Source organism: Chimaeribacter sp. YP20170169, from assembly GCF_056739715.1.
In genome coordinates, this window is record NZ_CP176824.1 from 2,767,384 (window position 1) to 2,793,820 (window position 26,437).

The window sequence follows — 26,437 nt, forward strand, 5'->3', positions numbered from 1 at the left end:
CCGTCAGCACGGGAGCGGCAGGTAACTGCCAGTGAAAACCGCTTTGATGCGGTTTTTTTTCGCCTGTTGTCTGCCCGGCGCGCTGGCCGGGCGGGGCCATGTCGTCAGAGGGCGACCTCCTCACTACGGCTGACGCGCTTGCCATCTGGGCTGAGGGTGCGCACCCACGCCTTCTCCCCTACCGTGGGCTTGGCCTGCGGGTTATACGCCTGCCAGTTTTTGCCATCTACTGAATATTGGATAACCAGCCCCGGCAGCGCCACGTTTGCCTCCAGCACGCCGGCATTGATGCGCGCCCCCGGCACGGGCAGCCGGTAGGCGACACCCTGCCGATCCAGCTTCGCGATCTCACGCTGCCCCATCAGATTGGCGAAGCGCTGCCAGTCGGTGGCCAGTTGATCACGGTTGACCCAGTGGGTCTTGCCGCCCTGGAACTCCCGGCCAGGCTGGTACGGCAGCTCCCAGTCGGCGCGGTGCCAGGCGCGCTCCGCCAGCACCATCAGGCGCGGGTAGATGCGGTACTCCAGGTCACTGTCGGTGCGGATGGTTTCGCTCCACACCTGCCCGGACATGCCGTGCGCGCCCGGCCACGGGGCATCGCTGCGGGCGGTGAAGGCGTTGCCGTCGCGGTCAACGGAGGTCTCGGCGTTCTGCGGCAGGTTGTCCGGCGCGAAGCTGAAGATCTTGGCTTCATCGCTGGCGCGCGTGGCCCAGTAGTAGCCCGGCTCACGGGCGCTGACCTCGTAGGGTTTGTCAAAGTAGAGGTAGTCAGGGTTGGAGAGGGTAATCTCATAACCCTTGGCCGCCCACTCGCCGGCAGTCTGCGCCCCGCCCCAGTAGAGCGTATCCCAGAAGTTTACCCCTACACGCGGGGTGGCGAAGGCGCGGGCATCTTTCGCATCCTTCAGGCCATCCTGCCAGGCCTGCATCCGGTCGATGCCATGCGCCTTGACCAGCTTGCTGACCTGGATGGCAAAGTAGCTGGAGAGGTGGTCAAAGGCCGTGGCCCCGCCCGATTTGACCAGCGTCTGGCACACTTGCGATTTCGACCACGGCAGATCCTCTTTGCTCAGGTCGATGGCCCCTTTCGTCGGGTCTGCTGGCGCTTTCAGATCTTGGTAGCCCGGCCCAAGGCGGATATTTTTCGCCTCATCACCGCCAAAGTGCCAGGTGGTGAGCGGCTGCCCCGCCTCCCGGTGCATGGCGGCAATCTCGCCAATCACCTTGTCAACAAAGCGCAGCGACGACGGCATACAGGGGTTGAGGTAGCTGCGGCGATCGTAGTACTGCACCGAGGTGGTGTTGGAGGTGTCGGTCGGGTCGAGCAGCCGGTAGGCCTCCGCCTCTTCCAGTTTGCCAGCCTGTTGCAGCCGCTGATAGCGTGCCTCCATTGAAACTACCGCCGCTCTGGCGTGGGCTGGCATGTCTATCTCTGGGATCACCTGAATTTGCCGCGCCTGCGCGTACTTCACAATCTCAATGTAATCCGCCCGGCTGAAGTAGCCGCTGCCGTTATTGTTGCTAAAGGGGCCAGACCCCAGTTGTGGTAGCAGGCAGCGCGTCTCCTTCAGGTCGTGGCAGCGCTTGCTACCGATCTCCGTCAGCTCCGGCAGGCCGGGGATCTCAATGCGCCAGCCCTCATCATCACTCAAATGGAACTGGAAGGTATTGAGCTTATAGGCCGCCATCTCATCCAGTAGCCGCAACACTGCCGCCTTGCTGTGGAAGTTGCGGCCCACGTCCATGTGCATCCCTCGGTAAGGGAAGCGCGGCGCATCCTCAGCCGTCAGCTGGGCAATGCGCTTCTCGCCATTGACCGGCACCAAAGAGAGCAGCGACTGCACGCCGTAGAAGACGCCACTGTGGTCGAAGCCCACCACCTCCGCGCCGCGCTCGCCAATCACCAACCGATAGGCCCCATCGACCGCCTGCTTGCCGCTGAAGGCGTTACGGTCAATGCGGGTGGTAAGCGGGTAGCCGCCGGGCTGCTCCGTCAGGCCCAGCAGTGCCATGCGCGCCCGTACCGCCTGCTGTGACGGCATCGGCAGCGCTGACAAATCAGCCGCCAATCCTTTGTCCAGCACCACGTCGCCAGCGCTCACCTTCACCTGCAACGGCGTTGGCATGATCTGCCCACGCAGCGAGGCGGCAGGCACCTGCGCGACATCGCGGTTTTTCACAAAACGGGTGGCCGGGGTCATCGCAATGTTGTTATCTTCCGGGGCGCGCTTCAGGTTCGCTGGCGTGATCTCGCCGACAAATTGGGAGACATCCTCGGTATCGGTGTTGCGGATGATTTTCGGTTCCGCGCCCTCAGCGGTGACGTACCAGCGCGGCATAATATCGCTGTTAGCGACCTGCCAGTACTCCACCACCATCGGGATGTCGGTGCGGCCCTTGGCCGGGAAGCCCTTGAAGGCGGCGGTCGGCGTCAGGCGGTGCAGGTCACCGGTCAGGCGGGTGACGGTAAATTGCGGATCGGTAACCTGTAGCACCTGCCGCACACTGTGGAAGTAGATCGCCCAGTCGCGGTCATTGACCGCGCCGCCGGGGTTGCTTAGCGTCAGGGTGACGGTGTTGCAGGCGGCCCAGTCAGCCCCCAGCGAGCGGCAGTCGGTGCCGTGCTGGCCAGCTTGGTTGTCATTGATCTGGTAGTGCAACGTGAAGGCGCTGATGCGATCGACCGTCTGCTGGCCCGCTTGGGCGGGGGTAGTCAGCATCAGGGCAAACAGCGCGGCGGAGAGCGCAGTGGGTGTAAATTTCATGGTGTTCAACCTCTGTCTGGGGCGGTGGGCCCGCCAGCAGCGGCACCCTGCCGCGTGGTTAAAATAGCGTGAAGGGTGCGATCACGATGAACTTGACGTCTTTCTCATCCTGGAAGATGTTGCCGTAACCCCCACCCCAGCTCGGCAAGTCAGAGTGGTTGTTGTATTGGGTGTAGTGCAGCTTGATTTGGGTATCTTTGGCGCGCCCATCCTGCACGGTGTAGACCGCGTCCAGGCTCCAGGCGCTCTCTTTCAGCCGCTGGCTCTGGTCATAGATGGGATTGCTGCTGGGGTGGGCGTCCCATGCGTAGACCACCGATCCGCCGACCGACACGCCGGGCAGGTTCCAGCGCTTCAGATCCACCATCACACCGGCATAGATCGCCTTTTCACCGTTGGCGTTGAAGTCAGAGCGGTTGTCCCACCAGATATCCAGCCGGCCGTTGGAGGTGGCGTAGGTGGGCGTCATGCGTTGCAGGAAGTAGCCCTGATTGCCCTCGGCCTTGACCATCGTGCCCTCCAGCCGCCAGGTGGCCGGGCCGGTCTGGTAACCGAAGGTCAGCGCTTGCAACCACGCCAACCCATCGTAGAGACTGTTAGGATCGTCTTTGTTGCTCACACGATCCTCTGCCCCGTAAAATTGGTAGGAGAGATCCAGTGGGCTGCCCGCAACCGGGATCGTGTAAGATCCTTTCAGGAAATATTGATCGATGTAACCTTCAGCCTGGCCGTAGGCCGCCTCCAGCACAAAATCATTTTTAAAATCATACTTCGCGCCCAGCGAGTGTAAGTAATCGATCTGCGTCTGCCGATCGGCCTGACGGAAATCATCCATCTCCAGGTGCCACGGCGATTTGTACTCATCCGCCCACATGTAGGAGAAGCTCAGTTCGCCCGCCTGCTGGAAATCCTTCTGGTAGCCCATCTCGACGCCGCGATAAGTGCCGGGCATAAAGCTCCAGTGCGGTGCCAGCAAGGTTTGCCCTTTCGGCTGGATATAACCGGCCTGTGCCCACGCGCCGCCCGCTTTGAATTTCGCCGCCGCACGGTAGAGACTGACGCCGCTCTTGTCGCCACCATAGTCCTCTTCATAGGCGCGGTTGCTGGTGGAGAAAGCGATTTCGTTCGGGTGGGCGCTGTCGCTGGACTCGGCCAGCTCAATGGCGGTAAACGCCGCCACATCGACACCAAACATGTCCCAGGCGTAACCGGAGGAGAAGTCGAGGTTCAGGTTGGCGGTGGCGTGTGACAGATTGGTGGCGTAGCGATCATAGTCCGGGTTGGCGATGGTGGTGGGTGAGCCATCCGGGGCGTCCACTGTTTTGGTCGGGTTGAGATCCCAGCGGTCGCGCTCGCGCTGCCAGTAGTAGATCCCGCCGGAGAGCGTGGAGTCTTCAATAAACCCCTCCGCTTCCGCCTCCGGGGCGGCTAGCCCCGCTGCTCCAGCCAACAAACTGCTGACGATCAGCAGCCCGTTACGCTGTCTGTTTGGCGTAACCATAGCAACTCCTCTTTGACGAAAAAAACGCCCGGCCACACCACGGCCGGAAAACGCGCCAGAGGCAGGCAATAACCCCTCTTAACGCAAGGGCTAATCTATTTTTCGCATCGCGAATTATCAACGCGAGGAGTGCGTAAATTTTACGCTTTATGACAAAGTGCACAGAAAGGTAACGGCGCTAAACGCAATCAAGGGGCACGTGGCGTGGCCTGATTTTTTTAACGATCAATCAAAGAAATAGCTTGTAGAGGAAGAATCAGGGAAGGTGATATTTTTGATAATGCGGGGCATTGCTTAATTCATATCGAAAATAAAGAAAAAAGCGTGGCAGTTGCCACGCTTTTCAGGCTTTCAACAATCAGGCAGTGGCTTTCGCCGCCCAAGTGTCACGCAGGCCCACGGTGCGGTTAAACACCAGTTTCTCGGCGCTAGAGTAGCGGCTGTCGGCGCAGAAGTAACCTTCACGCTCAAACTGGTAAGCTACTTCCGGCTGGGCTGTCGCCAGGGATGGCTCAACGAAACCGTTGGCAATCACCAGTGACTCCGGGTTGATGGTGGCGAGGAAGTCCTCGGCCGCACCCGGATTGGCTTCGCTGAACAGGCGGTCATACAGGCGGAACTCTGCCGGCACCGCGTGGGCAGCGGAGACCCAGTGGATCACGCCTTTCACCTTGCGACCATCCGCCGGATCCTTGCTCAGGGTCTCCGGGTCATAGTGGCAGAAAATGGTGGTGATGTTGCCATCCGCATCTTTCTCAATCCGCTCTGCCTTGATGACGTAGGCGTTGCGCAGGCGCACTTCCTTACCGAGCACCAGACGCTTGTACTGCTTGTTGGCTTCCTCACGGAAGTCAGCTTGATCGATGTAGATTTCACGGCTGAACGGCACTTCGCGCTCGCCCATCTCCGGTTTATTCGGATGGTTGGGCATGGTCACGGAGAGGGTCTGGTCAGCATCGAAATTCTCGATGATCACCTTCACCGGGTTGATCACGGCCATCGCGCGCGGCGCATCCTCATTCAGTTCGTCACGGATGCAGGACTCCAGCGCCATCATTTCGACGTTGTTGGTCTGCTTAGTGACGCCAATGCGGCGGCAAAACTCACGGATGGAGGCTGCGGTGTAACCACGGCGGCGCAGACCGGAGATGGTCGGCATACGCGGGTCATCCCACCCTTCCACGATCTTCTCGGTCACCAGCAGGTTCAGCTTGCGCTTGGACATGATGGCGTACTCAAGGTTGAGACGCGAAAACTCATACTGGCGCGGGTGGCACGGGATGGTGATGTTGTCCAGCACCCAGTCATACAGGCGGCGGTTGTCCTGGAACTCCAGCGTGCAGAGAGAGTGAGTGATCCCCTCCAGCGCATCGGAGATGCAGTGGGTGAAGTCATACATCGGGTAGATGCACCACTTTTTGCCGGTCTGATGGTGTTCCGCGAACTTGATGCGGTACAGCACCGGGTCACGCATCACGATAAATGGCGAGGCCATATCGATTTTGGCGCGCAGGCAGGCCGCACCCTCGGCGAAACCGCCGTTGCGCATCTTTTCGAACAGCGCCATGTTCTCTTCCACGCTGCGATCGCGGTAAGGGCTGTTTTTGCCCGGCGACGTCAGGGTGCCGCGGTATTCGCGGATCTCATCCGGCGAGAGCTCGTCCACATAGGCCAGCCCCTTGCCGATCAGCTCCACGGCGTAGGCGTGCAGCTGGTCGAAATAGTCGGAGGAGTAGCAGACGTCACCGCTCCAGGTAAAGCCCAGCCACTGCACGTCACGTTTGATGGATTCGACGTACTCGATATCCTCTTTCACCGGGTTGGTGTCATCGAAACGCAGGTTGCACTGGCCCTGATAATCTTTCGCAATGCCAAAGTTCAGGCAGATCGACTTGGCATGGCCGATGTGCAAATAGCCGTTAGGCTCAGGCGGAAAACGGGTATGCACGCTAGCGTGTTTACCGGATGCCAGATCTTCATCAATAATCTGACGAATAAAATTTGTTGGGCGGGCTTCAGCCTCACTCATCGCTCAATTCCTCTATGCGAAAGCACTACAGATAACCGCTTATGTTCCAACAAGCCACGCTGGGACACAACCGTTTGTTGCAGAAAATCCGGCGGACATGCCGGCAAAAAGCACAACGGGAGGGGATTGCTCCCCTCCCGTTGCCATGATGATGAAATGCAGTGGATTTACTTGCCTTGCAGATCAATCAGTTTGGTCTGGCCAGCGATAACTTGGCCGCTGGCCAGCGTGGTGACTGCCGAGAAGTCATCCGCATTGCTGACCACCACCGGGCTTATCATCGAACGCGCATGGGCCTCGAGGAACGGCAGATCCATCTCCAGCACTGGCTGGCCGGCGGTGACCACTGTCCCCTCCTCCACCAGACGGGTGAAGCCTTTGCCATCCAGCCCAACGGTATCGATGCCCATGTGCACCACTACCTCGGCACCATTGTTGGTCTCCAGACAGAAGGCGTGGTTGGTGTTGAAGATCTTCACCACCGTGCCATCTGCGGGCGAGACCACCCGCTTGTCGGTCGGTTTGATGGCGACGCCCTCGCCGACCGCCCCGCTGGCGAACGCCTCATCCGGCACTGCCGAGAGCGGCATGACTTCACCTGACACTGGGGCCACCAGACTCTCCACCACGGCCTTCAGCGCGCTATCTTGCTTGGTGCCCTTGGATGGGCGGGCTTTGGCCGCGGCAGGCGCGGCGGGTGCTGTCGCCGCCACTGGCCCAGCCGCCAGCAGGCGTTTCATGGAGTCCGCAATCGACTCCGCTTTCGCCCCAACAATCACCTGAATGCTCTTCTTGTTCAGTTTGACCACGCCCGAAGCGCCCAGACGCTTGCACTCGGCATCGTTCACCAGCCCGGCGTCCTCAACGGTCAGGCGCAGGCGGGTGATGCAGGCATCAATGCCCTTCAGGTTGGCAGAGCCGCCGATGGCGCTGATGTAGCTGCGTGACAGCCCATCCAGCCCCTCTTCACCGGCCGCCGCAGACGCGGGCTGCGCCGTGGCCGTTTGATCTTCGCGTCCCGGTGTTTTCAGGTTGAACATGCGGATTACCGCGCTGAATATCACGAAGTAGATGGCGAAGGCCACCAGCCCCATCACCAGCAACATCCAGACGTTGCTGCTGGCCGCTGGCAGGTTGAACATCAACGCATAGTCAATGGCCCCGGCGGAGAAGGAGAAGCCCGCGTGGATGTCCAGCGTGGTGGCGACAAACAGGCTGATACCGGTCAACAGCGCATGCAGCAGATAGAGCAGCGGCGCGAGGAACATGAATAGGAACTCCAGCGGCTCCGTGACGCCCGTCAGGAACGCCGTTACGGCCACGGAGAGCAGCATCCCGCCCACCATAGGACGGCGCGCTTTCGGTGCCGCCAGGTACATCGCCAGCGCCGCGCCCGGCAGACCGAACATCATGATCGGGAAGAAGCCGGACATGAACATCCCCGCGGTAGTGTCACCAGCGTAGAAGCGGTTGATGTCGCCGTGGAATACCGTGCCAGCCGCATTGGTGAAGTCACCAATCTGGAACCATGCGATGGTATTCAGCACCTGATGCAGGCCGGTTGGGATCAACAGACGGTTGACGAAACCGAAGATCCCGGCACCGAACGCGCCCGCCGACACAATCCACTCGCCGCCAGCGCGGATAGCATCTTGTACCGGTGGCCAGACGTAGCCGAAGATGGCCGCCAGCACCAGACAGAAGAAGCCCGTGGCGATCGGCACAAAGCGCTTGCCGCCAAAGAAGCTGAGGAAGTCCGGCAGCTTGATGTCGGCCCAGCGGTTGTAGACCATACCGCCTACCAGCCCGGTGATGATCCCCGCCAGCACGCCCATATTGATGGCCGGGTTGATGGTGACCATCGCCTTGGTCAGCACGAAGTAGCCCACTGCGCCTGCCAACGCCGCTGAACCGGCGTTGTCCTTGGACCAGGTGGATGCCACGCCAATGGCAAAGATCAGCGCCAGGTTATCGAAGATCGCTCCGCCCGCCTGGGCGATGAACGGCATGTTTAGCAGATCTGGCTGGCCAAACCGCAACAACAGCGCGGCGACCGGCAAAACCGCAATAGGCAACTGAAGCGATCTGCCTAAACGTTGGAAAAATCCCAGAATATTCACCATTTCCCCCTATGTGTCCGTTGGCGGACGATTCAAGCGGTGTCTGTACTTAATAACTACGCTTTAGTATTGAAAACGACTGCTACGCGGAGTGTAAAAAAATTAATTCGTATCGCAAATTAAAAGCGCGGATTTTGTGAGTCAAATCACCCTGAACCCCACTTTTATTGGTGATACACTGGTCAACGTGCAAAACTTATTTTATTATCCGAAAAAATTGAAGCGACCCTGGTGGCACCGGTAGCGATGGGTCAGGCACCACGGATTCTGTCGGTTGGCAGTATATCTTTATTTCAAGCATTTAAGAGGTGAATAATGAGATTAATCCCACTAAAATCCCCTGCGGAAGTTGGCAAATGGGCAGCGCGTCACATCGTCAATCGCATCAATGCCTTCAACCCCACTGCCGATCGCCCCTTCCTACTGGGCCTGCCGACCGGCGGCACCCCACTTGAAGCCTACAAGCACCTCATCGCCATGCACAAAGCGGGCCAGGTCAGCTTCCAACATGTGGTAACCTTCAATATGGATGAGTACGTGGGCCTGCCACAGCAACATCCCGAGAGCTACCATAGCTTCATGTACAGTAACTTCTTCGACCATGTGGATATTCCGGCTGAGAACATCAACCTGCTGAACGGCAATGCCGACGATGTGGATGAGGAGTGCCGTCGTTACGAGGCGAAAATTAAGTCCTACGGCAAGATCCATCTGTTTATGGGTGGCGTGGGCAATGACGGCCACATCGCCTTTAATGAGCCGGCCTCCTCGCTGTCCTCCCGTACCCGCATCAAGACGCTAACGGAAGACACCCGTATCGCCAACTCCCGCTTCTTTGGCGGTGATGTCAGCCAGGTGCCCAAATATGCCCTGACCGTGGGCGTAGGCACCCTGCTGGATGCCGAAGAGGTGATGATTCTGGTGACCGGCCACCTGAAGGCGCAGGCATTGCAGGCGGCGGTAGAGGGCAACATTAACCATATGTGGACTATCAGCTGTCTGCAACTGCACCCGAAAGCGGTGGTGGTGTGCGATGAGCCTTCCACCATGGAGCTGAAGGTAAAAACAGTGAAATATTTCCGCGAGCTGGAAGCGGAAAACATAAAAGATCTGTAATCTCTTGCGGCCAGCGGGGGCGTTGCGTCCGCTGGCATGACAGGATGGTCAAATCAGTAAACGTCTAAGTAATCAGGGGGCGAAGATGTACGCGTTAATCCACGGCCGACTCTATACCGGCCATGACATTCTGGATGGCCATGCCGTGGTCATTGAAAACGGCATGATCAGCAAAATCTGCCCGGAAGCGGAGCTGCCAACTGGCATCCAAACCTTCGATCTGGACGGTGCGAACCTGGCCCCCGGATTTATCGATCTGCAGCTTAACGGCTGCGGCGGCGTGCAGTTCAATGACTCGCTGGAGGCCATCTCAACACAGACGCTGGAGATTATGCAGAAGGCGAATGAGAAGTCGGGCTGCACCAGCTACCTACCGACGCTCATTACCTGCAGTGATGAGCATATGCGCCACGGCGTGGACGTGATGCGCGCCTACCTGCAACAGCACCAGAATCAGGCGCTTGGTTTGCATCTGGAAGGGCCGTACCTCAACCCGCTGAAGAAGGGCACCCACAATCCGGACTTCATCCGCACGCCGGATGCCGCGATGATTGACTACCTGTGCGAGAACGCCGATGTGATTGCCAAGGTGACGCTGGCACCGGAGCGCGTGGACGCCAGCGTGATCCGCCAACTGCATCAGGCTGGGATCGTGGTCTCCGCCGGCCACTCCAACGCCACCTATGATGAGGCGCGCAAGGGCTTTGCCGCGGGCGTCAGCTTCGCGACGCACCTCTATAATGCTATGCCCTACCTGACTGGCCGTGAGCCGGGGCTGATGGGGGCGATTTTTGACACCCCAGAGGTTTATAGCGGCATTATTGCTGACGGCCACCACGTTGCCTGGGCCAGCATCCGTAACGCCAAACGGCTCAAGGGTGACAAGCTGGTGCTGGTCACCGACGCCACCGCCCCGGCGGGCGCCGACATTGACCAGTTCATTTTTGCTGGCAAAACAATATACTATCGCAATGGGTTATGCGTGGATGACAACGGCACGCTGAGCGGTTCTGCACTGACCATGATCGAAGCAGTACGCAACAGCGTCGAACATGCCGGCATCGCCCTGGATGAAGCCCTGCGCATGGCGACTCTCTACCCGGCGCGGGCAATCGGCGTGGAAGCCAGATTAGGCACGCTGGAGGTCGGCAAGGTCGCCAACCTGACAGCATTTGACCGCGATTTTACTATCACCAAAACGTTTGTTAACGGTAACGGCGTTTAATCATGAGCGGGTAAGGACATGGGCACCGGCGGGCAGTCACAAATCGGAAACGTTGATCTGGTCAAGCAGTTGAATGGCGCGGCCGTCTACCGGCTGATTGATCAACAGGGGCCCATCTCACGCATCCAGATTGCGGAATTGAGCCAACTGGCGCCGGCCAGCGTCACCAAAATTACCCGCCAACTGCTAGAGCGCGGCCTGATCCGCGAAGTAGACCAGCAGGCGTCCACCGGTGGCCGCCGTGCCATCTCCATCATCACCGAGACCCGCCACTTCCATGCCCTCGGCGTGCGGCTGGGCCGCCATGACGCCACCATCACCCTGTATGACATGGGCGGCAAGGCGTTGAGCGAGTCCTCCTGCCCCCTGCCCCAGCGCACCCAAGAGACACTGGAGGAGGCGCTGTTTGCCGCGCTGGCGCGCTTTATCGAAGAGAACCAGCGCAAGCTGCGTGAGCTGATCGCCATCGCGGTGATTGTGCCCGGCTTGGTGAACCCGGAGCACGGCGTGGTGCGTTACATGCCGCATATCCAGGTCAGCAACTGGCAATTGGTGGAAAAGTTGCAGCAGCGCTTCGGTACCACTAGCTTTGTTGGCCATGATATTCGCAGCCTGGCGCTGGCGGAGCACTACTTTGGTGCAACCCGCGACTGCGGCGACTCCATTCTGGTTCGCCTGCACCGTGGAACCGGCGCTGGCATTTTGGTGAATGGGAAAATTTTCCTCGGTAGCAACGGTAACGTTGGCGAGATAGGCCACATCCAGGTAGACCCGCTTGGCGAACGCTGCCACTGCGGCAACTTCGGCTGTCTGGAAACCATCGCCGCCAATGCGGCGATTGAGAACCGGGTGCGCCACCTGCTGACCCAAGGTTACCCCAGCAAGCTGACGCTGGAGGATCACAGCATTGCTGCCATCTGCAAGGCCGCCAACCGTGGCGATCCGCTGGCGGTGGAGGTGATCGAAAATGTTGGCCGCTACCTTGGCAAGGCCATTGCCATCGCCATCAACCTGTTCAACCCACAAAAAGTGGTGCTGGCTGGTGAGATCACTGAGGCAGAGAAGGTGCTGCTGCCTGCCATTCAGGGGTGCATCAATACGCAGGTGTTGAAAGATTTCCGCCATAACCTGCCCATCGTTACCTCTGAGCTGAACCATCGGTCCTCTATTGGTGCCTTTGCGCTGGTCAAACGCGCCATGCTAAATGGCGTCCTGCTGCAACGCCTGCTGGAATCCTGACACACTTTCGCTGCGGCGCTGGCCTATACTGTTGACCTTCGGCCTGGAAAGGCGGCCGACGGGGCAGGCCACGCCGCCCTTATCCAACGCGAGTATGCAGCCCATGACAATAAAGAATGTAATTTGTGATATTGATGGCGTGCTGATGCACGACAACACCGCAGTCCCCGGCGCGGCGGCCTTTTTGGCGCGCGTGCAGGAGCAGGGTATGCCATTGGTGATTCTCACCAACTACCCCTCCCAGACCGCCCAGGATCTGGCGAACCGCTTTCTGGCGGCGGGCATTGAGGTGCCAGACAGCGCTTTCTTTACCTCTGCAATGGCAACCGCCGACTTCCTGCGCCGCCAAGAGGGCAAGAAAGCCTATGTGATTGGCGAGGGCGCGCTGATTCATGAGCTGTATAAAGCGGGATTCACCATCACTGACATTAACCCTGATTTTGTGATCGTTGGCGAAACCCGCTCCTATAACTTCGACATGATCCACAAGGCCTCCTACTTCGTCTCCAACGGCGCGCGTTTTATCGCCACCAACCCAGACACCCACGGGCGTGGCTTCTTCCCGGCCTGCGGCGCGCTCTGCGCCCCGATTGAGAAGATTACCGGGCGCAAGCCATTCTACGTCGGCAAGCCTAGCCCGTGGATCATCCGCTCTGCCCTTAACAAAATGCAGGCGCACTCTGAGGATACGGTCATTGTCGGCGACAACCTGCGCACCGACATTCTGGCCGGCTTCCAGGCTGGGCTGGAGACCATTCTGGTGCTCTCTGGCGTCTCGACCCTCAGTGACGTGGACACCATGCCGTTCCGCCCGACCTGGATCTACCCTTCCGTGGCAGAGATTGACGTCATTTAACTGCATAGGGCGCCGGTCAGTGGCAGGCGCCCCGCTCTCGAGTACTTTTCCTCTTTTGCCGTGCCTGCCGTAAAAATTGAACAATCCCTAATTTATCCCCCGTTAAATTGCAGATCCGCTAAGAATGTTCAGGGGTCAATGAACTATTTTACCCCTCAACGCTAAATCGCTTGCATCATCTGCAGGTTTTGGCGCATGTTCTTAATCAGACAAGCAGCCGGGGATTTCTTAGCCAGACGCTGCCTACACTACATCATTACCGCTTTGGAAAGGTCGTTAGGAGAAGTTATATGTGTTCTATTTTTGGTGTGCTCGATATCAAAACTGATGCTTCTGAACTGCGCAAAAAAGCGCTGGAGCTCTCCCGCCTGATGCGTCACCGTGGACCGGACTGGTCCGGGGTCTTCGCGGGTGACAAGGCCATTCTGGCCCACGAGCGTCTTTCCATCGTCGACGTCAACACTGGCGCACAACCTCTCTACAACCCTGCCCACACCCACGTGCTGGCGGTGAACGGCGAAATCTACAACCATCAGGCGCTGCGTCAGGAGTTGGGCGACCGTTACGCCTTCCAGACCGGTTCCGACTGCGAAGTGATCCTGGCGCTCTATCAGGAGAAAGGCCCGGAGTTTCTGGACGAGTTGCAGGGGATGTTCGCCTTCATCCTTTATGACACCGAGCGCGATGCCTACCTGATTGGCCGCGACCACCTCGGCATCATCCCGCTCTATATGGGCCACGATGAGCACGGCAACCTGTTTGTCGCCTCTGAGATGAAATCGCTGGTGCCGGTGTGCAAGACCATCAAAGAGTTCCCGGCTGGCAGCTACCTGTGGAGCCAAGATGGCACCGTGCGTGAGTACTATCGCTGCGACTGGTTTGACTATGAGAACGTGAAAGATAACGTCACTGACGCCGCTGCCCTGCGCACCGCGCTGGAAGAGTCCGTGAAAAGCCACCTGATGACTGACGTGCCTTACGGCGTGCTGCTCTCTGGCGGTCTGGACTCCTCGATTATCTCGGCGATCACCAAGAAATACGCGGGTCACCGCGTCGAGGATGACAGCCGCAGCGAAGCCTGGTGGCCGCAACTGCACTCCTTTGCCGTCGGTCTGGAGGGCTCGCCCGACCTGCGCGCCGCGCAAGAGGTGGCTAACCATCTGGGCACCGTACACCATGAGATTCACTTCACAGTACAAGAGGGCCTCGACGCCATCCGTGACGTGATCTACCACATCGAAACGTATGACGTGACCACCATCCGCGCCTCCACGCCGATGTATCTGATGTCACGCAAGATCAAGGCGATGGGCATCAAGATGGTGCTCTCTGGCGAAGGGGCGGACGAAGTGTTTGGCGGCTACCTCTACTTCCACAAGGCGCCAAACGCCAAAGAGTTCCACGAAGAGACCGTGCGCAAGCTGCTGGCGCTGCATATGTATGACTGCGCCCGCGCCAACAAGGCGATGGCTGCCTGGGGCGTAGAAGCGCGCGTACCCTTCCTGGACAAGAAGTTCCTGGACGTGGCGATGCGCATCAACCCGCAGGACAAAATGTGCGGCAACGGCAAGATGGAGAAGCACATCCTGCGTGAGTGCTTTGAATCCTACCTGCCGGAGAGTGTGGCGTGGCGCCAGAAAGAGCAGTTCTCTGACGGCGTGGGCTACAGCTGGATCGACACCCTGAAAGAGGTGGCGGCACAACAGATCACTGACCAGCAGCTGGAGACGGCACACTTCCGCTTCCCGTACAACACCCCGTCCTCAAAAGAGGGTTACCTCTACCGGACGATCTTTGAAGAGCTGTTCCCGGTGCCGAGCGCAGCCGAGTGCGTACCAGGCGGCCCGTCGGTGGCCTGCTCCTCCGCCAAGGCCATTGAGTGGGATGAGTCGTTCAAAAAGATGGATGACCCGTCTGGCCGCGCAGTGGGCGTGCACCAGTCCGCCTACTAGTAATCTCATGTTTTTCCATAACGGGCCTCTATGGCCCGTTTTTTTATGCCCCAATTGCGTGATAAATGACACTTTTTGACGAATTTGCCAGCATACTGTACACAAGCCAAACAAACAGTATCGGGATGCGATTTTTCGGGAAAAAACTTGTTGACGCAATTCGGTCATATACGCATAATGCGCCCCGCAACGCCGATGAAGGTAACGCGAAAAAAGATGGCTACGTAGCTCAGCTGGTTAGAGCACAGCACTCATAATGCTGGGGTCACAGGTTCGAATCCCGTCGTAGCCACCATCTTTTTGTTGCGGGAGTGGCGAAATTGGTAGACGCACCAGATTTAGGTTCTGGCGCCGCAAGGTGTGCGAGTTCAAGTCTCGCCTCCCGCACCATTTCTCTTCACGTTGTTGTACGGATGGGGTATCGCCAAGCGGTAAGGCACCGGTTTTTGATACCGGCATTCCCTGGTTCGAATCCAGGTACCCCAGCCATCTTCTTCGGAAGAATGCAGTATTTTTGTTGTTGACTCCAGTTGGGGTATCGCCAAGCGGTAAGGCACCGGTTTTTGATACCGGCATTCCCTGGTTCGAATCCAGGTACCCCAGCCAAACAACAAAGAGTTGCAATTAAGACGTTGATATGTAATATATATAGCAGCGCAAGCACACAGAAGTACAATTTGGCTACGTAGCTCAGCTGGTTAGAGCACAGCACTCATAATGCTGGGGTCACAGGTTCGATTCCCGTCGTAGCCACCAATTTATTGGGGTATCGCCAAGCGGTAAGGCACCGGATTCTGATTCCGGCATTCCCAGGTTCGAATCCTGGTACCCCAGCCAAAAAAAAGCAAAAAGCTCGCTTCGGCGGGCTTTTTGCTTTTCTGCGTTCAGAGCAGATAAAAAGGCCGGGACACTGCCCGGCCCGGCCCTTACAACCCTAGCGCGTAACGTAATGCCCGTTCCTTTAGCCGTCCGCCCCGCTGCGCCAGCATCAACGCCGCATTGCGCACCATGCGCACCGGTGCCAGATCGTTGCTGAACGCGGTGTAGAAGAGATCCATGCCGCTCTGCATCATCAGGTTATCCAGCTTGCGGCGCTGCTGGTAACGCCCCAGCACCTCCGCACCCGCCCACGACTCACCACGTTCACGGGCAGTCGCCAGCACATCGATCAGCGCCTCCACGTCGCGGTAGCCAAGGTTAACGCCCTGCCCCGCCAATGGATTGATGGTGTGGGCCGCATCGCCTACCAGTGCCAGACCCGACTGCACATAGTTATGGGCATGGCGACGCGTCAATGGGAAGGCACCGGCGGCCAGCGCGGTCACCTTGCCGACGCGGGCCGGGAAGGCCTGCTCAATCTCGCGGCTCAATTGCGCCATCGGCAAGGATTGCAGGTAGCGGATGCGCGCCGGGCTGTCATACCACACCAGCGACGCATAACGGCCAAACAGCGGCAGGAAGGCGCGCGGGCCGCTGGGGAAGAACTGTTGCCAGGTGGCATCCTGATCTGGCTGTTCGGTTTCAACACTGATCAGCATACAGGCGTGGCGATACTGCCAGCCATTGACGCCAATGCCCGCCAGCTGCCGCACCTGCGACTGCGCGCCATCCGCACCTATCACCAGCCGTGCCGAAATCACCTGCCCATCGGCCAGCGTCAATGCCCAGCCGTCCGCCTCACGCGCCATCCCCTCCAGAGAGGCTGGACAGTGCAGGCTGATGCGGGGCTGTTGCTGCGCCCGCTGCCAGAGCGCGCGTTGCAGCACCAGGTTCTCCACCATATACCCCAGCTCCGGCAAGCCGAGTGCCGCCGCGTCAAACACCACCTCTGAGCCGGGCATCTCCCAGGTCTCCAGCCGGCGATAGGGCGCGCAGCGCATCTGCTTCACCGCCTGCCAGGCCCCCAGCTGGTCGAGCAACCTGACCGAGGCGCTCCCCAGCGCTGAAATGCGCAGGTCAGGCGCGCTTTGCGGATCGAACTCCGTCGGGGCGGCATGTTCCAGCAGGGCGACGCGGAACCCCTGCTCAGCCAGCCCCAGCGCGGCTGCCGCGCCAACCATTCCGCCGCCCACCACCGCAATGTCTGACTGATTCTCTGAACTCTTCATAATGGCTAGATACCAAATTGTGATGACAACATCAGGAAGTGTACCGGATTTTTCTGCCTGCAACAGGCACACCCCGGTTTTCCCACACTGGTCACCACCGCGGTGAGCGATTAGAATAGCAGCCCTGCAACCCAAGCTTACCCGAGAAGCTTTCTCTTCCGCATTGAGTAATGGCACGTCAATGACCAAAAAACTGCATATTAAAACCTGGGGCTGTCAGATGAACGAGTACGATTCATCGAAGATGGCTGACCTGTTAGCCAGCACTCATGGTTATGAGCTGACAGAGAACGCGGAGGACGCCGATCTTCTGCTGCTCAATACCTGTTCAATCCGTGAAAAGGCGCAGGAAAAAGTGTTTGCTCTACTGGGCCGCTGGCGGCAGCTGAAAGAGGCGAAGCCGGGGCTGGTGATTGGCGTCGGCGGCTGCGTGGCCTCCCAGGAGGGCAAATTCCTGCGCCAGCGCGCGCCCTGCGTGGACATCGTGTTCGGGCCGCAAACCCTGCACCGCCTGCCGGAGATGATCAACCATGTGCAGGGCACCCGCAGCCCCATCGTGGACATCAGCTTCCCGGAGATTGAGAAGTTTGACCGCCTGCCGGAGCCGCGTGCCGACGGCCCGACCGCCTTTGTCTCCATCATGGAGGGCTGCAACAAGTATTGCAGCTTCTGCGTGGTGCCCTACACCCGTGGTGAAGAGGTGAGCCGCCCGAGCGATGACATCCTGTTTGAGATTGCCCAGCTGGCGGCACAGGGCGTGCGCGAGGTCAACCTGCTGGGGCAGAACGTCAATGCCTATCGCGGCCTGAATTTCGATGGCTCCCTCTGCACCTTTGCCGACCTGCTGCGACTGGTGGCAGCGATTGATGGCATTGACCGTCTGCGCTTCACCACCAGCCACCCGATTGAGTTCACCGATGACATCATTGATGTCTACCGTGACACGCCAGAGCTGGTGAGCTTCCTGCACCTGCCGGTGCAGAGCGGCTCTGACCGGGTGCTGACCATGATGAAGCGCGCCCACACCGCGCTGGAGTACAAGGCCACCATCCGCAAGCTGCGTCAGGCGCGCCCGGACATCCACATCAGTTCTGACTTTATCGTCGGCTTCCCCGGCGAGACGCAGGCAGACTTTGAGCAGACCATGAAGCTGATTGCCGAGATCAATTTCGACGTGAGCTACAGCTTCATCTACTCCGCGCGCCCCGGCACACCGGCGGCGGACATGGTGGATGACGTCAGCGAAGAGGAGAAGAAGCAGCGCCTGCATATTCTTCAGGATCGCATCAACCAGCACGTGATGCAGTTCAGCCGCCAGATGGTTGGCACCGTCCAGCGTATTTTGGTAGAGGGGCCGTCACGCAAAAGCCTGATGGAGCTGACGGGCCGCACTGAGAACAACCGCGTGGTCAACTTTGAGGGCACACCAGACATGATTGGCAAGTTCGTGGACGTAGAGATTGTGGATGTCTATGCCAACTCCCTGCGCGGCGTGGTGGTGCTCACGGAGGAGCAGATGAACCTGCGCATCCATGAGTCCCCCTCCTCGGTCATTGCCCGTACCCGCAAAGAGAGCGAACTGGGCGTCGGCCTCCACCAGCCATAATGCCTCCCCAGAGGGCGCCCGGTGCGCCCTCCCTGCCCCCTGCCCGGCTGGAACCCGCTTCGCGGGCGCAAGAAACTTCTTGCAGCCAACCATTTATTTTTTCGATTTAACCCTCATATTCATACTCCAGGCGCTCTGCTCCCTTGCCAGAAAGAGGAAGAAGGGGTAAATGGCATGTATGATTACCCTATGCCGGAACTCCGGCAGAGTGCACTTTTCTCTATCAACAGGCCCTATGTGACCCAGAGGAACAGCTTGAACGTCGAGACACAAGAAATCCTGCTAGAACCCGCCGACAACCAGCGCTTACTGAGCCTGTGCGGGCCGTTTGATGACAATATCAAACACCTTGAACGCCGGTTGGGTATCGAGATTAACCACCGTGACAACCAGTTCAAACTGGTCGGCAAAAGCCTGATCGTCAATGCCGCCATCGACATTTTGCGCCATCTCTACGTGGAGACGGCGCCGGTTCGCGGTGAGATCAAAGATATCGACCCGGAACAGATTCACCTGGCGATTAAAGAGAGCCGCGTGCTGGAGCAGAGCGCGGAGAGCGTGCCTGACTACGGCAAGGCCGTGACCATCCGCACCAAGCGTGGGGTGGTGAAGCCGCGTACGCCCAATCAAGCACAATATGTCGCCAACATCCTGGATCATGACATCACCTTCGGCATCGGCCCGGCCGGTACTGGGAAGACCTACCTGGCGGTGGCCGCGGCGGTGGACGCGCTGGAGCGTCAGGAAGTGCGCCGCATCCTGCTGACCCGCCCGGCGGTAGAGGCCGGTGAGAAGCTGGGCTTCCTGCCCGGCGACCTCAGCCAGAAAGTAGACCCCTACCTGCGCCCGCTGTATGACGCGCTGTTTGAGATGCTCGGCTTTGAGCGGGTTGAGAAACTGATTGAGCGCAACGTGATTGAGGTGGCACCGCTTGCCTACATGCGTGGCCGTACGCTGAATGACGCCTTTATCATCCTCGATGAGAGCCAGAACACTACCATTGAGCAGATGAAGATGTTCCTGACGCGCATTGGCTTCAACTCCAAGGCCGTGATCACCGGCGACGTCACGCAGATTGACTTGCCGCGCAACCAGAAATCGGGCCTGCGCCACGCCATTGAGGTGCTGGCCAACGTGGAGGAGATCAGTTTCAACTTCTTCCACAGCGAGGACGTGGTACGCCACCCGGTGGTGGCCCGCGTGGTCATCGCCTATGAGGCGTGGGAAGCCGAGGATCAGAAGCGCAGAGATGCCCAAGCGGAGCAGCGCCGGCGTGAGACGCAAGCCTATGCCCAACAGCAGGCTGCCCCCGCCGCCGTGCCGCCGCAGGAGGCCCCATGAGCAACGTGATCCTTGATCTGCAAATTGCCTGTGAAGAGACGGCGGGCCTGCCGGCCGAGGCTGATTTCCAGCGTTGGCTTGATACCGTTTTACCGCAGTTCCAGGAGGAGTCCGAGGTGACCATTCGGCTGGTGGATGAGGCCGAGAGCCATGAGCTGAACCTCACCTACCGTGGCAAGGACAAGCCAACCAACGTGCTCTCCTTCCCGTTTGAAGCCCCGCCGGGCATCGAGATGCCGCTGCTTGGCGACCTGATCATCTGCCGTCAGGTGGTGGAGCAGGAAGCCAAGGAGCAGGAGAAAGCGCTGGAGGCCCACTGGGCACATATGGTTGTCCACGGCACGCTGCATCTGCTAGGGTACGATCATATTGTTGACGAAGAGGCCGAAGAGATGGAATCTTTGGAGACAGAGATCATGCAAGGGATGGGCTACCCTGACCCCTACCTGTCTGAAAAAGACGATGCCTGACGTGAACTGATGACGCGCGGCGTTTTTCGTGCCCGATCTGGCCGGAAACCGGCGACAAACGCCGCGATTTCACTAATAATAATTTTTTCCTCCCAACTCGAGTAATATTAACCAGACCGCCATGAGCGACGACCATTCACAGAGCAGTGACAGCCCCAGTCCCAAGAAGGGCTTCTTTTCCCTTATCCTCAACCAACTGTTTCACGGTGAGCCAAAAAACCGTGGCGACCTGGTCGAGCTAATCCGCGATTCCGAGCAGAATGACCTGATTGACCCCGATACCCGCGATATGCTGGAAGGGGTGATGGACATTGCTGACCAACGCGTACGCGACATCATGATCCCCCGCTCCCAGATGGTGACCCTGAAGCGAAACCAGCCGCTGGAGGAGTGTCTGGACGTGATCATTGAGTCCGCCCACTCCCGCTTCCCGGTGATCAGCGAAGACAAGGACCACATTGAAGGCATCCTGATGGCCAAGGATCTGCTGCCCTTCATGCGCACCGAATCCGAACCGTTCAGCATCGACAAGGTGCTGCGCCCGGCGGTGGTGGTGCCAGAGAGCAAGCGCGTTGACCGGATGCTGAAGGAGTTCCGCTCCCAGCGCTACCATATGGCAATCGTGATCGATGAGTTCGGCGGCGTCTCGGGTCTGGTGACCATTGAGGACATCCTGGAGCTGATCGTGGGTGAGATTGAGGATGAGTATGACGATGAAGAGGATCGTGACATCCGCCAGCTCAGCCGCCACACCTACACCGTGCGCGCGCTGACGCCGATTGAGGATTTCAACGAGGTCTTCAACACCCAGTTCAGTGATGAAGAGGTCGATACCATCGGCGGCCTGGTGATGCAGGGCTTCGGCCACCTGCCAGCCCGTGGCGAAACCATTGAGATTGATGGTTACGTATTTAAAGTTGCGATGGCAGATAGCCGACGTATCATCCAGGTTCACGTCAAGATCCCGGATGACGCACCGCAACCAAAATTGGAAATGGAAGAATAACGTAATCCATGTCTCTCGCCCTATTACAACGCCAGCGGATACGCCTCCCGCTGGCGCTCTTATTTGGTGCCTGCGGCACCCTGGCGTTCTCCCCCTATGATTTCTGGCCCGCGGCGATTATTGCGCTCTGTGGCCTGCAAGGGCTGACCCTCAACCGCTCCGCCAGCCAGTCCGCCTGGATCGGCTTCTTCTGGGGACTGGGGCTGTTTGGCAGCGGCGTCAACTGGGTCTATGTCAGCATCGCCCAGTTTGGCGGTATGCCAATGCCGATCAACCTGTTCTTGGTGGTGCTGCTGGCCGCCTACCTGTCGCTCTATACCATGCTGTTCGCTGGCGTGCTGGCGCGCCTCTGGCCGCGCCTGACGCTGTGGCGCGTGGCGCTGGCGGCACCGGCATTGTGGCAGGTGACGGAGTTCCTGCGCGGCTGGGTACTGACCGGCTTCCCGTGGCTGCAATTTGGCTACAGCCAGATTGATGGCCCGCTGAAGGGCATCGCCCCGGTGCTCGGCGTCGAGACCATCACCTTTATTCTGATGTCCCTCAGCGGCCTGCTGGTCTATGCCCTCTGCCGTCGGCAGGTGGTGCCAGCGGTGGTGGCGTTGGCGATGCTGCTGCTCCCCTGGCCGCTGCGCCAGATCAGCTGGTTTACGCCGCAGCCGGAAAAGGCGGTGAACGTGGCGATGGTGCAGGGCAATATCCCGCAGTCGATGAAGTGGGATCCGAAAGTGCTGCGCGCCACCCTCGAAACTTATCTGGATGCCAGCCGCCCCTACGCTGGCCGTGCGCCGCTGATTATCTGGCCGGAGTCGGCTATCCCGGACATTGAGAGCGATCAGCAACCCTTCCTGACGATGATGGATGACCTGATGCGCGCCCACCACAGCAGCCTGATCACCGGTATCGTGGATGCGCGCCGCACGTCGCAGGGCTACGCCTACTATAACAGCGTGATTGCGCTGGGCGAACCAACGCCCTACCGTTACCCGAGCGCTGACCGCTACAACAAACACCATCTGGTGCCGTTTGGCGAGTTTGTGCCGCTGGAGAGCCTGTTGCGCCCGCTGGCTCCCTTCTTTGACCTGCCGATGTCCTCATTCAGCCGGGGCGGCTATGTGCAGCCACAGCTCCATGCGGCTGGCTTCAACCTGACGGCAGCCATCTGCTACGAGATTATCTTGGGTGAACAGGTGCGGGCGAATTTCCGCCCGGACACTGACTTCCTGCTGACCATCTCCAATGACGCCTGGTTCGGCCACTCGATTGGCCCGTGGCAGCACTTCCAGATGGCACGGATGCGCGCCGTCGAGCTGGGCCGCCCGCTGCTGCGCAGCACCAACAATGGCGTGACTGCCGCCGTGGATGCCCACGGTGAAGTGATCAAAATGTTGCCACAGTTTACCCGCCAGGTGCTGGAAGTGAAGGTGGCTCCCACCACCGGCCTGACCCCCTATGCCCGCATGGGCGATCTGCCCCTGTGGCTCCTGACCCTGCTGGCCGGGGTGGCGTCGCTGTACGCCACCCTGCGCCGTCCGCGTGCATCCTGATGCCCCCTGCCGGGGAGTCCTCCCCGGCTTTTTCTTCCCTTCCCCTTGCCTGCTGGCACGCCTCTTGCTTGATAACGTTAGGATTTAGTTGGACGTGTAACCCACCCTGACGTTTCGTCTGGCGAATGCACCATCTGAAGACACCTGCTGCACCGGCAGTGTGCGTGGCCGCTTTTTTGCCTTGATTTGGTGCGGCGCTGGTCGCAAAAAAGAAACGTTTTGGTTTCAATAAATTTACATTCAGCTATGTTCAAACAGGCTTTTCGAGGGCCGCTTGCCGCGCTAACGCGGTCTCTTTTTTTGGCGGGGTGCGCTGCGCCACCGTCACCACTACAGCAAGGAGTAGGACCATGCAAATGCGCAAACTGGCGTTATCGCTGCTGCTCGCCGGGATCGCCGCAGGCAGTGCACACGCGGAACAGACCACCGCCGGGGCATCCCCCGATACGCTGCAAAAAATCAAACAAAACGGCGTGATTGTGGTCGGGCACCGTGAATCTTCCGTTCCCTTCTCCTACTACGACAATACGCAGAAAGTGGTGGGATACTCCCAGGACTACTCGAATGCAATTGTTGAGGCGATCAAGAAACAACTGAATGCCCCTAACCTGCAGGTGAAAATGTTGCCCATCACCTCGCAAAACCGCATCCCGCTGTTGCAGAACGGCACCTATGACTTTGAGTGCGGCTCCACCACCAACAACCTGGAGCGCCAGCAGCAGGCGGCCTTCTCCAACACCATCTTTGTGGTCGGCACCCGTCTGCTGGTGAAGAAAGGCTCCCCTATCAAAGACTTCCCGGATCTGAAGGGCAAAACCGTGGTGGTGACCTCTGGCACCACCTCCGAGATCCTGCTCAACAAGCTGAATGATGAGCAGAAGATGGGTATGCGCATCATCAGCGCCAAGGATCACGGCGACTCCTTCCGTACCCTGGAGAGCGGCCGCGCGGTGGCCTTCATGATGGATGACGCCCTGCTGGCTGGCGAGCGCGCCAAGGCGAAGAAACCGGACCAGTGGGAGATCCTCGGCACGCCGCAATCCCATGAGGCATACGGCTGTATGCTGCCGAAGGGTGACACGGCCTTCAAGAAGCTGGTGGATGACACCATCGTACAGGCGCAGACCTCCGGCGAGGCGACCAAATGGTATGACAAGTGGTTCCAGCAGCCGATCCCGCCGAAGAACCTGAACATGAACTTTGCCCTGTCGGATGACATGAAAGCCCTGTTCAAGGCACCGAACGATAAGCCGTAATCCCCTGTGAGTCCTGGCCGGATGAGGGCAGGAGAGAGGAGAAGCCGGTAGCCGGGGTGGCCGTTCCCTGCCCCACGCGCGCCGGCTTTGCCGCTTCTGCCGTCCCCCATCCTGCCGGGCCGCTGTCTGGAGTGATGTATGTCAACAAACTGGAACTGGGGCATCTTTTTGCAAGAGGCCCCCTTCGGCAACACTACCTATTTGGGCTGGATCTGGTCAGGGTTTCAGGTCACGGTTGCCCTCTCCTTTTGCGCTTGGATCATCGCGTTTCTGGTCGGGTCGCTGTTCGGCATTCTGCGTACCGTGCCCAACCGCTTTCTTGCCGGGCTGGGTACTTGCTATGTCGAGCTGTTCCGCAATGTGCCGCTGATCGTTCAGTTCTTTATCTGGTATCTGGTGGTGCCGGAGCTGCTACCGGTGGACATCGGCATGTGGTTTAAGTCGGAACTGGACCCCAATGTGCAGTTCTTTGTCTCCTCGATGGTCTGCCTCGGGCTGTTTACCGCGGCCCGCGTCTGCGAACAGGTGCGCGCCGCCATCCAGTCACTGCCACGTGGGCAGAAGGCGGCCGGGCTGGCAATGGGCCTGACGCTGCCGCAGACCTACCGCTATGTGCTGCTGCCCAACGCCTATCGGGTGATTGTGCCGCCAATGACCTCCGAGATGCTGAACCTGGTGAAGAACTCCGCCATTGCCTCCACCATCGGGCTGGTGGACATGGCGGCACAGGCCGGCAAGCTGCTTGACTATTCGGCCCATGCCTATGAGTCGTTCACCGCCATTACGCTGGCCTATATCCTGATCAACGCCGTGATCATGGTGATCATGCGGCTGGTGGAATCCAGGGTGAAACTGCCCGGCCATGCGGGAGGTAAATAATGTACGAGTTTGACTGGAGTTCCATACCGCCAAGCTTCCCTTACCTGCTGGACGGGCTGGTGATCACCCTGAAGATCACCGTGACCGCCGTGGTGTTTGGCATTTTGTGGGGCACGCTATTGGCGGTGATGCGCCTCTCCACCTTCAAGCCGGTGAGTTGGTTCGCCACCCTGTATGTCAACCTGTTCCGCTCCGTGCCGTTGGTGATGGTGCTGCTCTGGTTCTATCTGGTGGTGCCGAGCCTGCTGCAAAAGGGGCTGGGGCTGTCGCCGCACACCGATATTCGCCTGATTTCAGCGATGGTGGCCTTCTCGCTGTTTGAGGCAGCCTACTACTCCGAAATCATCCGCGCCGGCATCCTGAGCGTGGCGCGCGGCCAGAATGCCGCCGCGCTGGCGCTGGGCATGACCCCGTGGCAATCCATGAAGCTGGTGATCCTGCCGCAAGCGTTCCGCGCCATGATCCCGCTGCTGCTGACACAGGGCATCGTGCTGTTCCAGGATACCTCGCTGGTCTACGTATTGAGCCTGGCGGACTTCTTCCGCACTGCCGCCACCATTGGCGAGCGCGACGGCACCCAGGTGGAGATGGTGCTGTTTGCCGGGCTAGTGTATTTCGTTATTAGCATCGCGGCCTCTCTGCTGGTCAGCGTATTGAAGAAAAGGACCGTGTGATGATCACCCTGAAGAGTATTTCCAAGTGGTATGGGCATTTCCAGGTGCTGACCGAGTGCAGCACTGAAGTGCAGAAAGGGGAAGTGGTGGTGGTCTGCGGCCCCTCCGGCTCTGGCAAATCCACCCTGATCAAGACCGTGAATGGTCTGGAGCCTATCCAGCAGGGCCAGATTATTGTCAACGGCATCCCAGTTAATGACCGCAAAACCAATCTGGCGCAACTGCGCGCCAAGGTGGGCATGGTGTTCCAGCACTTCGAACTGTTCCCGCACCTGTCGATTGTCGATAACCTGACGCTGGCGCAAATCAAGGTGCTCAAGCGCGACAAGGCCGCGGCGCGTGATAAGGGGCTAAAACTCCTTGATCGCGTGGGTCTGGCTGCGCACGCCAACAAGTTTCCCGGCCAGCTCTCCGGCGGCCAGCAGCAGCGGGTGGCGATTGCGCGCGCGCTCTGCATGGACCCGGTCGCCATGCTGTTCGACGAACCTACCTCGGCCCTCGACCCGGAGATGATCAACGAGGTGCTGGATGTCATGGTGGAGCTGGCGCAGGAGGGAATGACGATGATGGTGGTGACCCATGAGATGGGCTTTGCCCGCAAGGTGGCGAACCGCGTGATCTTTATGGATGAGGGGCGCATCGTCGAGGACCGCGACAAAAACGACTTCTTCACCAACCCGCAATCTGAGCGGGCGCGTGATTTTCTGGCCAAAATCCTGCACTGACCGTTACGCTGGCCGCGCCACTTGG

General features: G+C 59.1%; 19 protein-coding genes and 6 tRNA genes. 20 read left to right on the top strand and 5 right to left on the bottom strand.

The genetic code is table 11. The features are described from left to right. Positions 1-104: 104 nt before the first annotated feature. The 4 genes from ACK3SD_RS12580 to nagE form a co-directional block, all read right to left on the bottom strand. Entirely contained in the window at positions 105-2,774 is a 2,670-nt protein-coding gene (locus ACK3SD_RS12580; RefSeq protein WP_481125711.1) for a beta-N-acetylhexosaminidase, read from the bottom strand. 49 nt (positions 2,775-2,823) lie between these two features. Continuing rightward, entirely contained in the window at positions 2,824-4,266 is a 1,443-nt protein-coding gene (gene chiP / locus ACK3SD_RS12585; protein ID WP_481125712.1) for a chitoporin ChiP, read from the bottom strand. Positions 4,267-4,624: 358 nt separating this feature from the next. Next, entirely contained in the window at positions 4,625-6,295 is a 1,671-nt protein-coding gene (gene glnS, locus ACK3SD_RS12590) for a glutamine--tRNA ligase (RefSeq protein ID WP_137763880.1), read from the bottom strand. Between the two features lie 167 nt (positions 6,296-6,462). Then, positions 6,463-8,415, bottom strand: a complete 1,953-nt coding sequence (gene nagE, locus ACK3SD_RS12595) for a PTS N-acetyl glucosamine transporter subunit IIABC (RefSeq protein ID WP_481125713.1) — start codon at positions 8,413-8,415, stop codon at positions 6,463-6,465. A 315-nt stretch (positions 8,416-8,730) separates the two neighbouring features. Here nagE and nagB point away from each other — a divergent pair, with 315 nt between their 5' ends. The 11 genes from nagB (at position 8,731) to ACK3SD_RS12650 (ending at position 15,640) form a co-directional block, all read left to right on the top strand. Then, positions 8,731-9,531, top strand: a complete 801-nt coding sequence (gene nagB / locus ACK3SD_RS12600; RefSeq protein WP_481125714.1) for a glucosamine-6-phosphate deaminase — start codon at positions 8,731-8,733, stop codon at positions 9,529-9,531. An 85-nt stretch (positions 9,532-9,616) separates the two neighbouring features. Next, positions 9,617-10,756: an N-acetylglucosamine-6-phosphate deacetylase gene (nagA, locus tag ACK3SD_RS12605; RefSeq protein ID WP_481125715.1), complete on the top strand. Its 1,140-nt coding sequence runs from the start codon at positions 9,617-9,619 to the stop codon at positions 10,754-10,756. 18 nt (positions 10,757-10,774) lie between these two features. After that, positions 10,775-11,995 (top strand): DNA-binding transcriptional regulator NagC, encoded by a 1,221-nt coding sequence (nagC, locus tag ACK3SD_RS12610; RefSeq protein WP_481125716.1) that lies wholly within the window; start codon positions 10,775-10,777, stop codon positions 11,993-11,995. 103 nt (positions 11,996-12,098) lie between these two features. Next, positions 12,099-12,851: an HAD-IIA family hydrolase gene (locus tag ACK3SD_RS12615; RefSeq protein ID WP_137763884.1), complete on the top strand. Its 753-nt coding sequence runs from the start codon at positions 12,099-12,101 to the stop codon at positions 12,849-12,851. Between the two features lie 290 nt (positions 12,852-13,141). After that, positions 13,142-14,803 carry an asparagine synthase B gene (gene asnB, locus ACK3SD_RS12620; protein ID WP_481125717.1) on the top strand — a complete coding sequence of 554 codons (1,662 nt, stop codon included), beginning with the start codon at positions 13,142-13,144 and terminating at the stop codon, positions 14,801-14,803. Between the two features lie 218 nt (positions 14,804-15,021). Next, a tRNA-Met gene (locus tag ACK3SD_RS12625) sits at positions 15,022-15,098 on the top strand. A gap of 10 nt (positions 15,099-15,108) precedes the next feature. Beyond that, positions 15,109-15,193: transfer RNA gene (locus ACK3SD_RS12630), tRNA-Leu, on the top strand. A gap of 24 nt (positions 15,194-15,217) precedes the next feature. Beyond that, positions 15,218-15,292: transfer RNA gene (locus ACK3SD_RS12635), tRNA-Gln, on the top strand. Positions 15,293-15,334: 42 nt separating this feature from the next. After that, positions 15,335-15,409: transfer RNA gene (locus tag ACK3SD_RS12640), tRNA-Gln, on the top strand. A 73-nt stretch (positions 15,410-15,482) separates the two neighbouring features. Continuing rightward, positions 15,483-15,559: transfer RNA gene (locus tag ACK3SD_RS12645), tRNA-Met, on the top strand. Positions 15,560-15,565: 6 nt separating this feature from the next. Then, positions 15,566-15,640 (top strand) — tRNA-Gln (locus ACK3SD_RS12650). A gap of 89 nt (positions 15,641-15,729) precedes the next feature. Here the strand turns inward: ACK3SD_RS12650 and ubiF are convergent. Further along, complete coding sequence (gene ubiF / locus ACK3SD_RS12655) at positions 15,730-16,911, bottom strand: 3-demethoxyubiquinol 3-hydroxylase (RefSeq protein ID WP_481125718.1); 1,182 nt, start codon at positions 16,909-16,911, stop codon at positions 15,730-15,732. A gap of 181 nt (positions 16,912-17,092) precedes the next feature. Here ubiF and miaB point away from each other — a divergent pair, with 181 nt between their 5' ends. The 9 genes from miaB to ACK3SD_RS12700 all read left to right on the top strand — a co-directional run bounded on the left by miaB (position 17,093) and on the right by ACK3SD_RS12700 (position 26,412). Next, positions 17,093-18,517: a tRNA (N6-isopentenyl adenosine(37)-C2)-methylthiotransferase MiaB gene (gene miaB, locus ACK3SD_RS12660; RefSeq protein WP_137763887.1), complete on the top strand. Its 1,425-nt coding sequence runs from the start codon at positions 17,093-17,095 to the stop codon at positions 18,515-18,517. Positions 18,518-18,754: 237 nt separating this feature from the next. Next, on the top strand, positions 18,755-19,858 hold the full coding sequence (locus tag ACK3SD_RS12665) for a PhoH family protein (protein WP_481125719.1): 1,104 nt from the start codon (positions 18,755-18,757) through the stop codon (positions 19,856-19,858). Then, entirely contained in the window at positions 19,855-20,328 is a 474-nt protein-coding gene (ybeY, locus tag ACK3SD_RS12670; protein WP_137763888.1) for an rRNA maturation RNase YbeY, read from the top strand. The genes ACK3SD_RS12665 and ybeY overlap by 4 nt, the downstream gene beginning before the upstream one ends. Before the next feature lie 121 nt (positions 20,329-20,449). Further along, a complete protein-coding gene (corC, locus tag ACK3SD_RS12675) occupies positions 20,450-21,334 on the top strand; it encodes a CNNM family magnesium/cobalt transport protein CorC (protein WP_137763889.1) in 885 nt (294 codons plus the stop codon). Between the two features lie 8 nt (positions 21,335-21,342). Beyond that, positions 21,343-22,878 carry an apolipoprotein N-acyltransferase gene (gene lnt, locus ACK3SD_RS12680; RefSeq protein WP_481125720.1) on the top strand — a complete coding sequence of 512 codons (1,536 nt, stop codon included), beginning with the start codon at positions 21,343-21,345 and terminating at the stop codon, positions 22,876-22,878. Between the two features lie 350 nt (positions 22,879-23,228). After that, on the top strand, positions 23,229-24,134 hold the full coding sequence (locus tag ACK3SD_RS12685; protein WP_481125721.1) for a glutamate/aspartate ABC transporter substrate-binding protein: 906 nt from the start codon (positions 23,229-23,231) through the stop codon (positions 24,132-24,134). A gap of 138 nt (positions 24,135-24,272) precedes the next feature. Beyond that, a complete protein-coding gene (locus ACK3SD_RS12690; RefSeq protein ID WP_137763892.1) occupies positions 24,273-25,013 on the top strand; it encodes an amino acid ABC transporter permease in 741 nt (246 codons plus the stop codon). After that, positions 25,013-25,687 carry a glutamate/aspartate ABC transporter permease GltK gene (gene gltK / locus ACK3SD_RS12695; RefSeq protein ID WP_137763893.1) on the top strand — a complete coding sequence of 225 codons (675 nt, stop codon included), beginning with the start codon at positions 25,013-25,015 and terminating at the stop codon, positions 25,685-25,687. Before ACK3SD_RS12690 ends, gltK begins: the two co-directional genes overlap by 1 nt. Beyond that, positions 25,687-26,412 (top strand): amino acid ABC transporter ATP-binding protein, encoded by a 726-nt coding sequence (locus tag ACK3SD_RS12700; RefSeq protein WP_481125722.1) that lies wholly within the window; start codon positions 25,687-25,689, stop codon positions 26,410-26,412. The genes gltK and ACK3SD_RS12700 overlap by 1 nt, the downstream gene beginning before the upstream one ends. Positions 26,413-26,437 lie beyond the last annotated feature (25 nt).

Bases quoted from the DNA above. Each gene is read 5' to 3' on its own strand.
- ubiF (WP_481125718.1), bottom strand. From the start codon at position 16,911: ATGAAGAGTTCAGAGAATCAGTCAGACATTGCGGTGGTGGGCGGCGGA.
- asnB (WP_481125717.1), top strand. From the start codon at position 13,142: ATGTGTTCTATTTTTGGTGTGCTCGATATCAAAACTGATGCTTCTGAA.
- ACK3SD_RS12685 (WP_481125721.1), top strand. From the start codon at position 23,229: ATGCAAATGCGCAAACTGGCGTTATCGCTGCTGCTCGCCGGGATCGCC.
- gltK (WP_137763893.1), top strand. From the start codon at position 25,013: ATGTACGAGTTTGACTGGAGTTCCATACCGCCAAGCTTCCCTTACCTG.
- glnS (WP_137763880.1), bottom strand. From the start codon at position 6,295: ATGAGTGAGGCTGAAGCCCGCCCAACAAATTTTATTCGTCAGATTATT.
- ACK3SD_RS12615 (WP_137763884.1), top strand. From the start codon at position 12,099: ATGACAATAAAGAATGTAATTTGTGATATTGATGGCGTGCTGATGCAC.
- ACK3SD_RS12700 (WP_481125722.1), top strand. From the start codon at position 25,687: ATGATCACCCTGAAGAGTATTTCCAAGTGGTATGGGCATTTCCAGGTG.
- ybeY (WP_137763888.1), top strand. From the start codon at position 19,855: ATGAGCAACGTGATCCTTGATCTGCAAATTGCCTGTGAAGAGACGGCG.
- nagB (WP_481125714.1), top strand. From the start codon at position 8,731: ATGAGATTAATCCCACTAAAATCCCCTGCGGAAGTTGGCAAATGGGCA.
- miaB (WP_137763887.1), top strand. From the start codon at position 17,093: ATGACCAAAAAACTGCATATTAAAACCTGGGGCTGTCAGATGAACGAG.
- ACK3SD_RS12690 (WP_137763892.1), top strand. From the start codon at position 24,273: ATGTCAACAAACTGGAACTGGGGCATCTTTTTGCAAGAGGCCCCCTTC.
- corC (WP_137763889.1), top strand. From the start codon at position 20,450: ATGAGCGACGACCATTCACAGAGCAGTGACAGCCCCAGTCCCAAGAAG.
- nagC (WP_481125716.1), top strand. From the start codon at position 10,775: ATGGGCACCGGCGGGCAGTCACAAATCGGAAACGTTGATCTGGTCAAG.
- chiP (WP_481125712.1), bottom strand. From the start codon at position 4,266: ATGGTTACGCCAAACAGACAGCGTAACGGGCTGCTGATCGTCAGCAGT.
- lnt (WP_481125720.1), top strand. From the start codon at position 21,343: ATGTCTCTCGCCCTATTACAACGCCAGCGGATACGCCTCCCGCTGGCG.
- nagA (WP_481125715.1), top strand. From the start codon at position 9,617: ATGTACGCGTTAATCCACGGCCGACTCTATACCGGCCATGACATTCTG.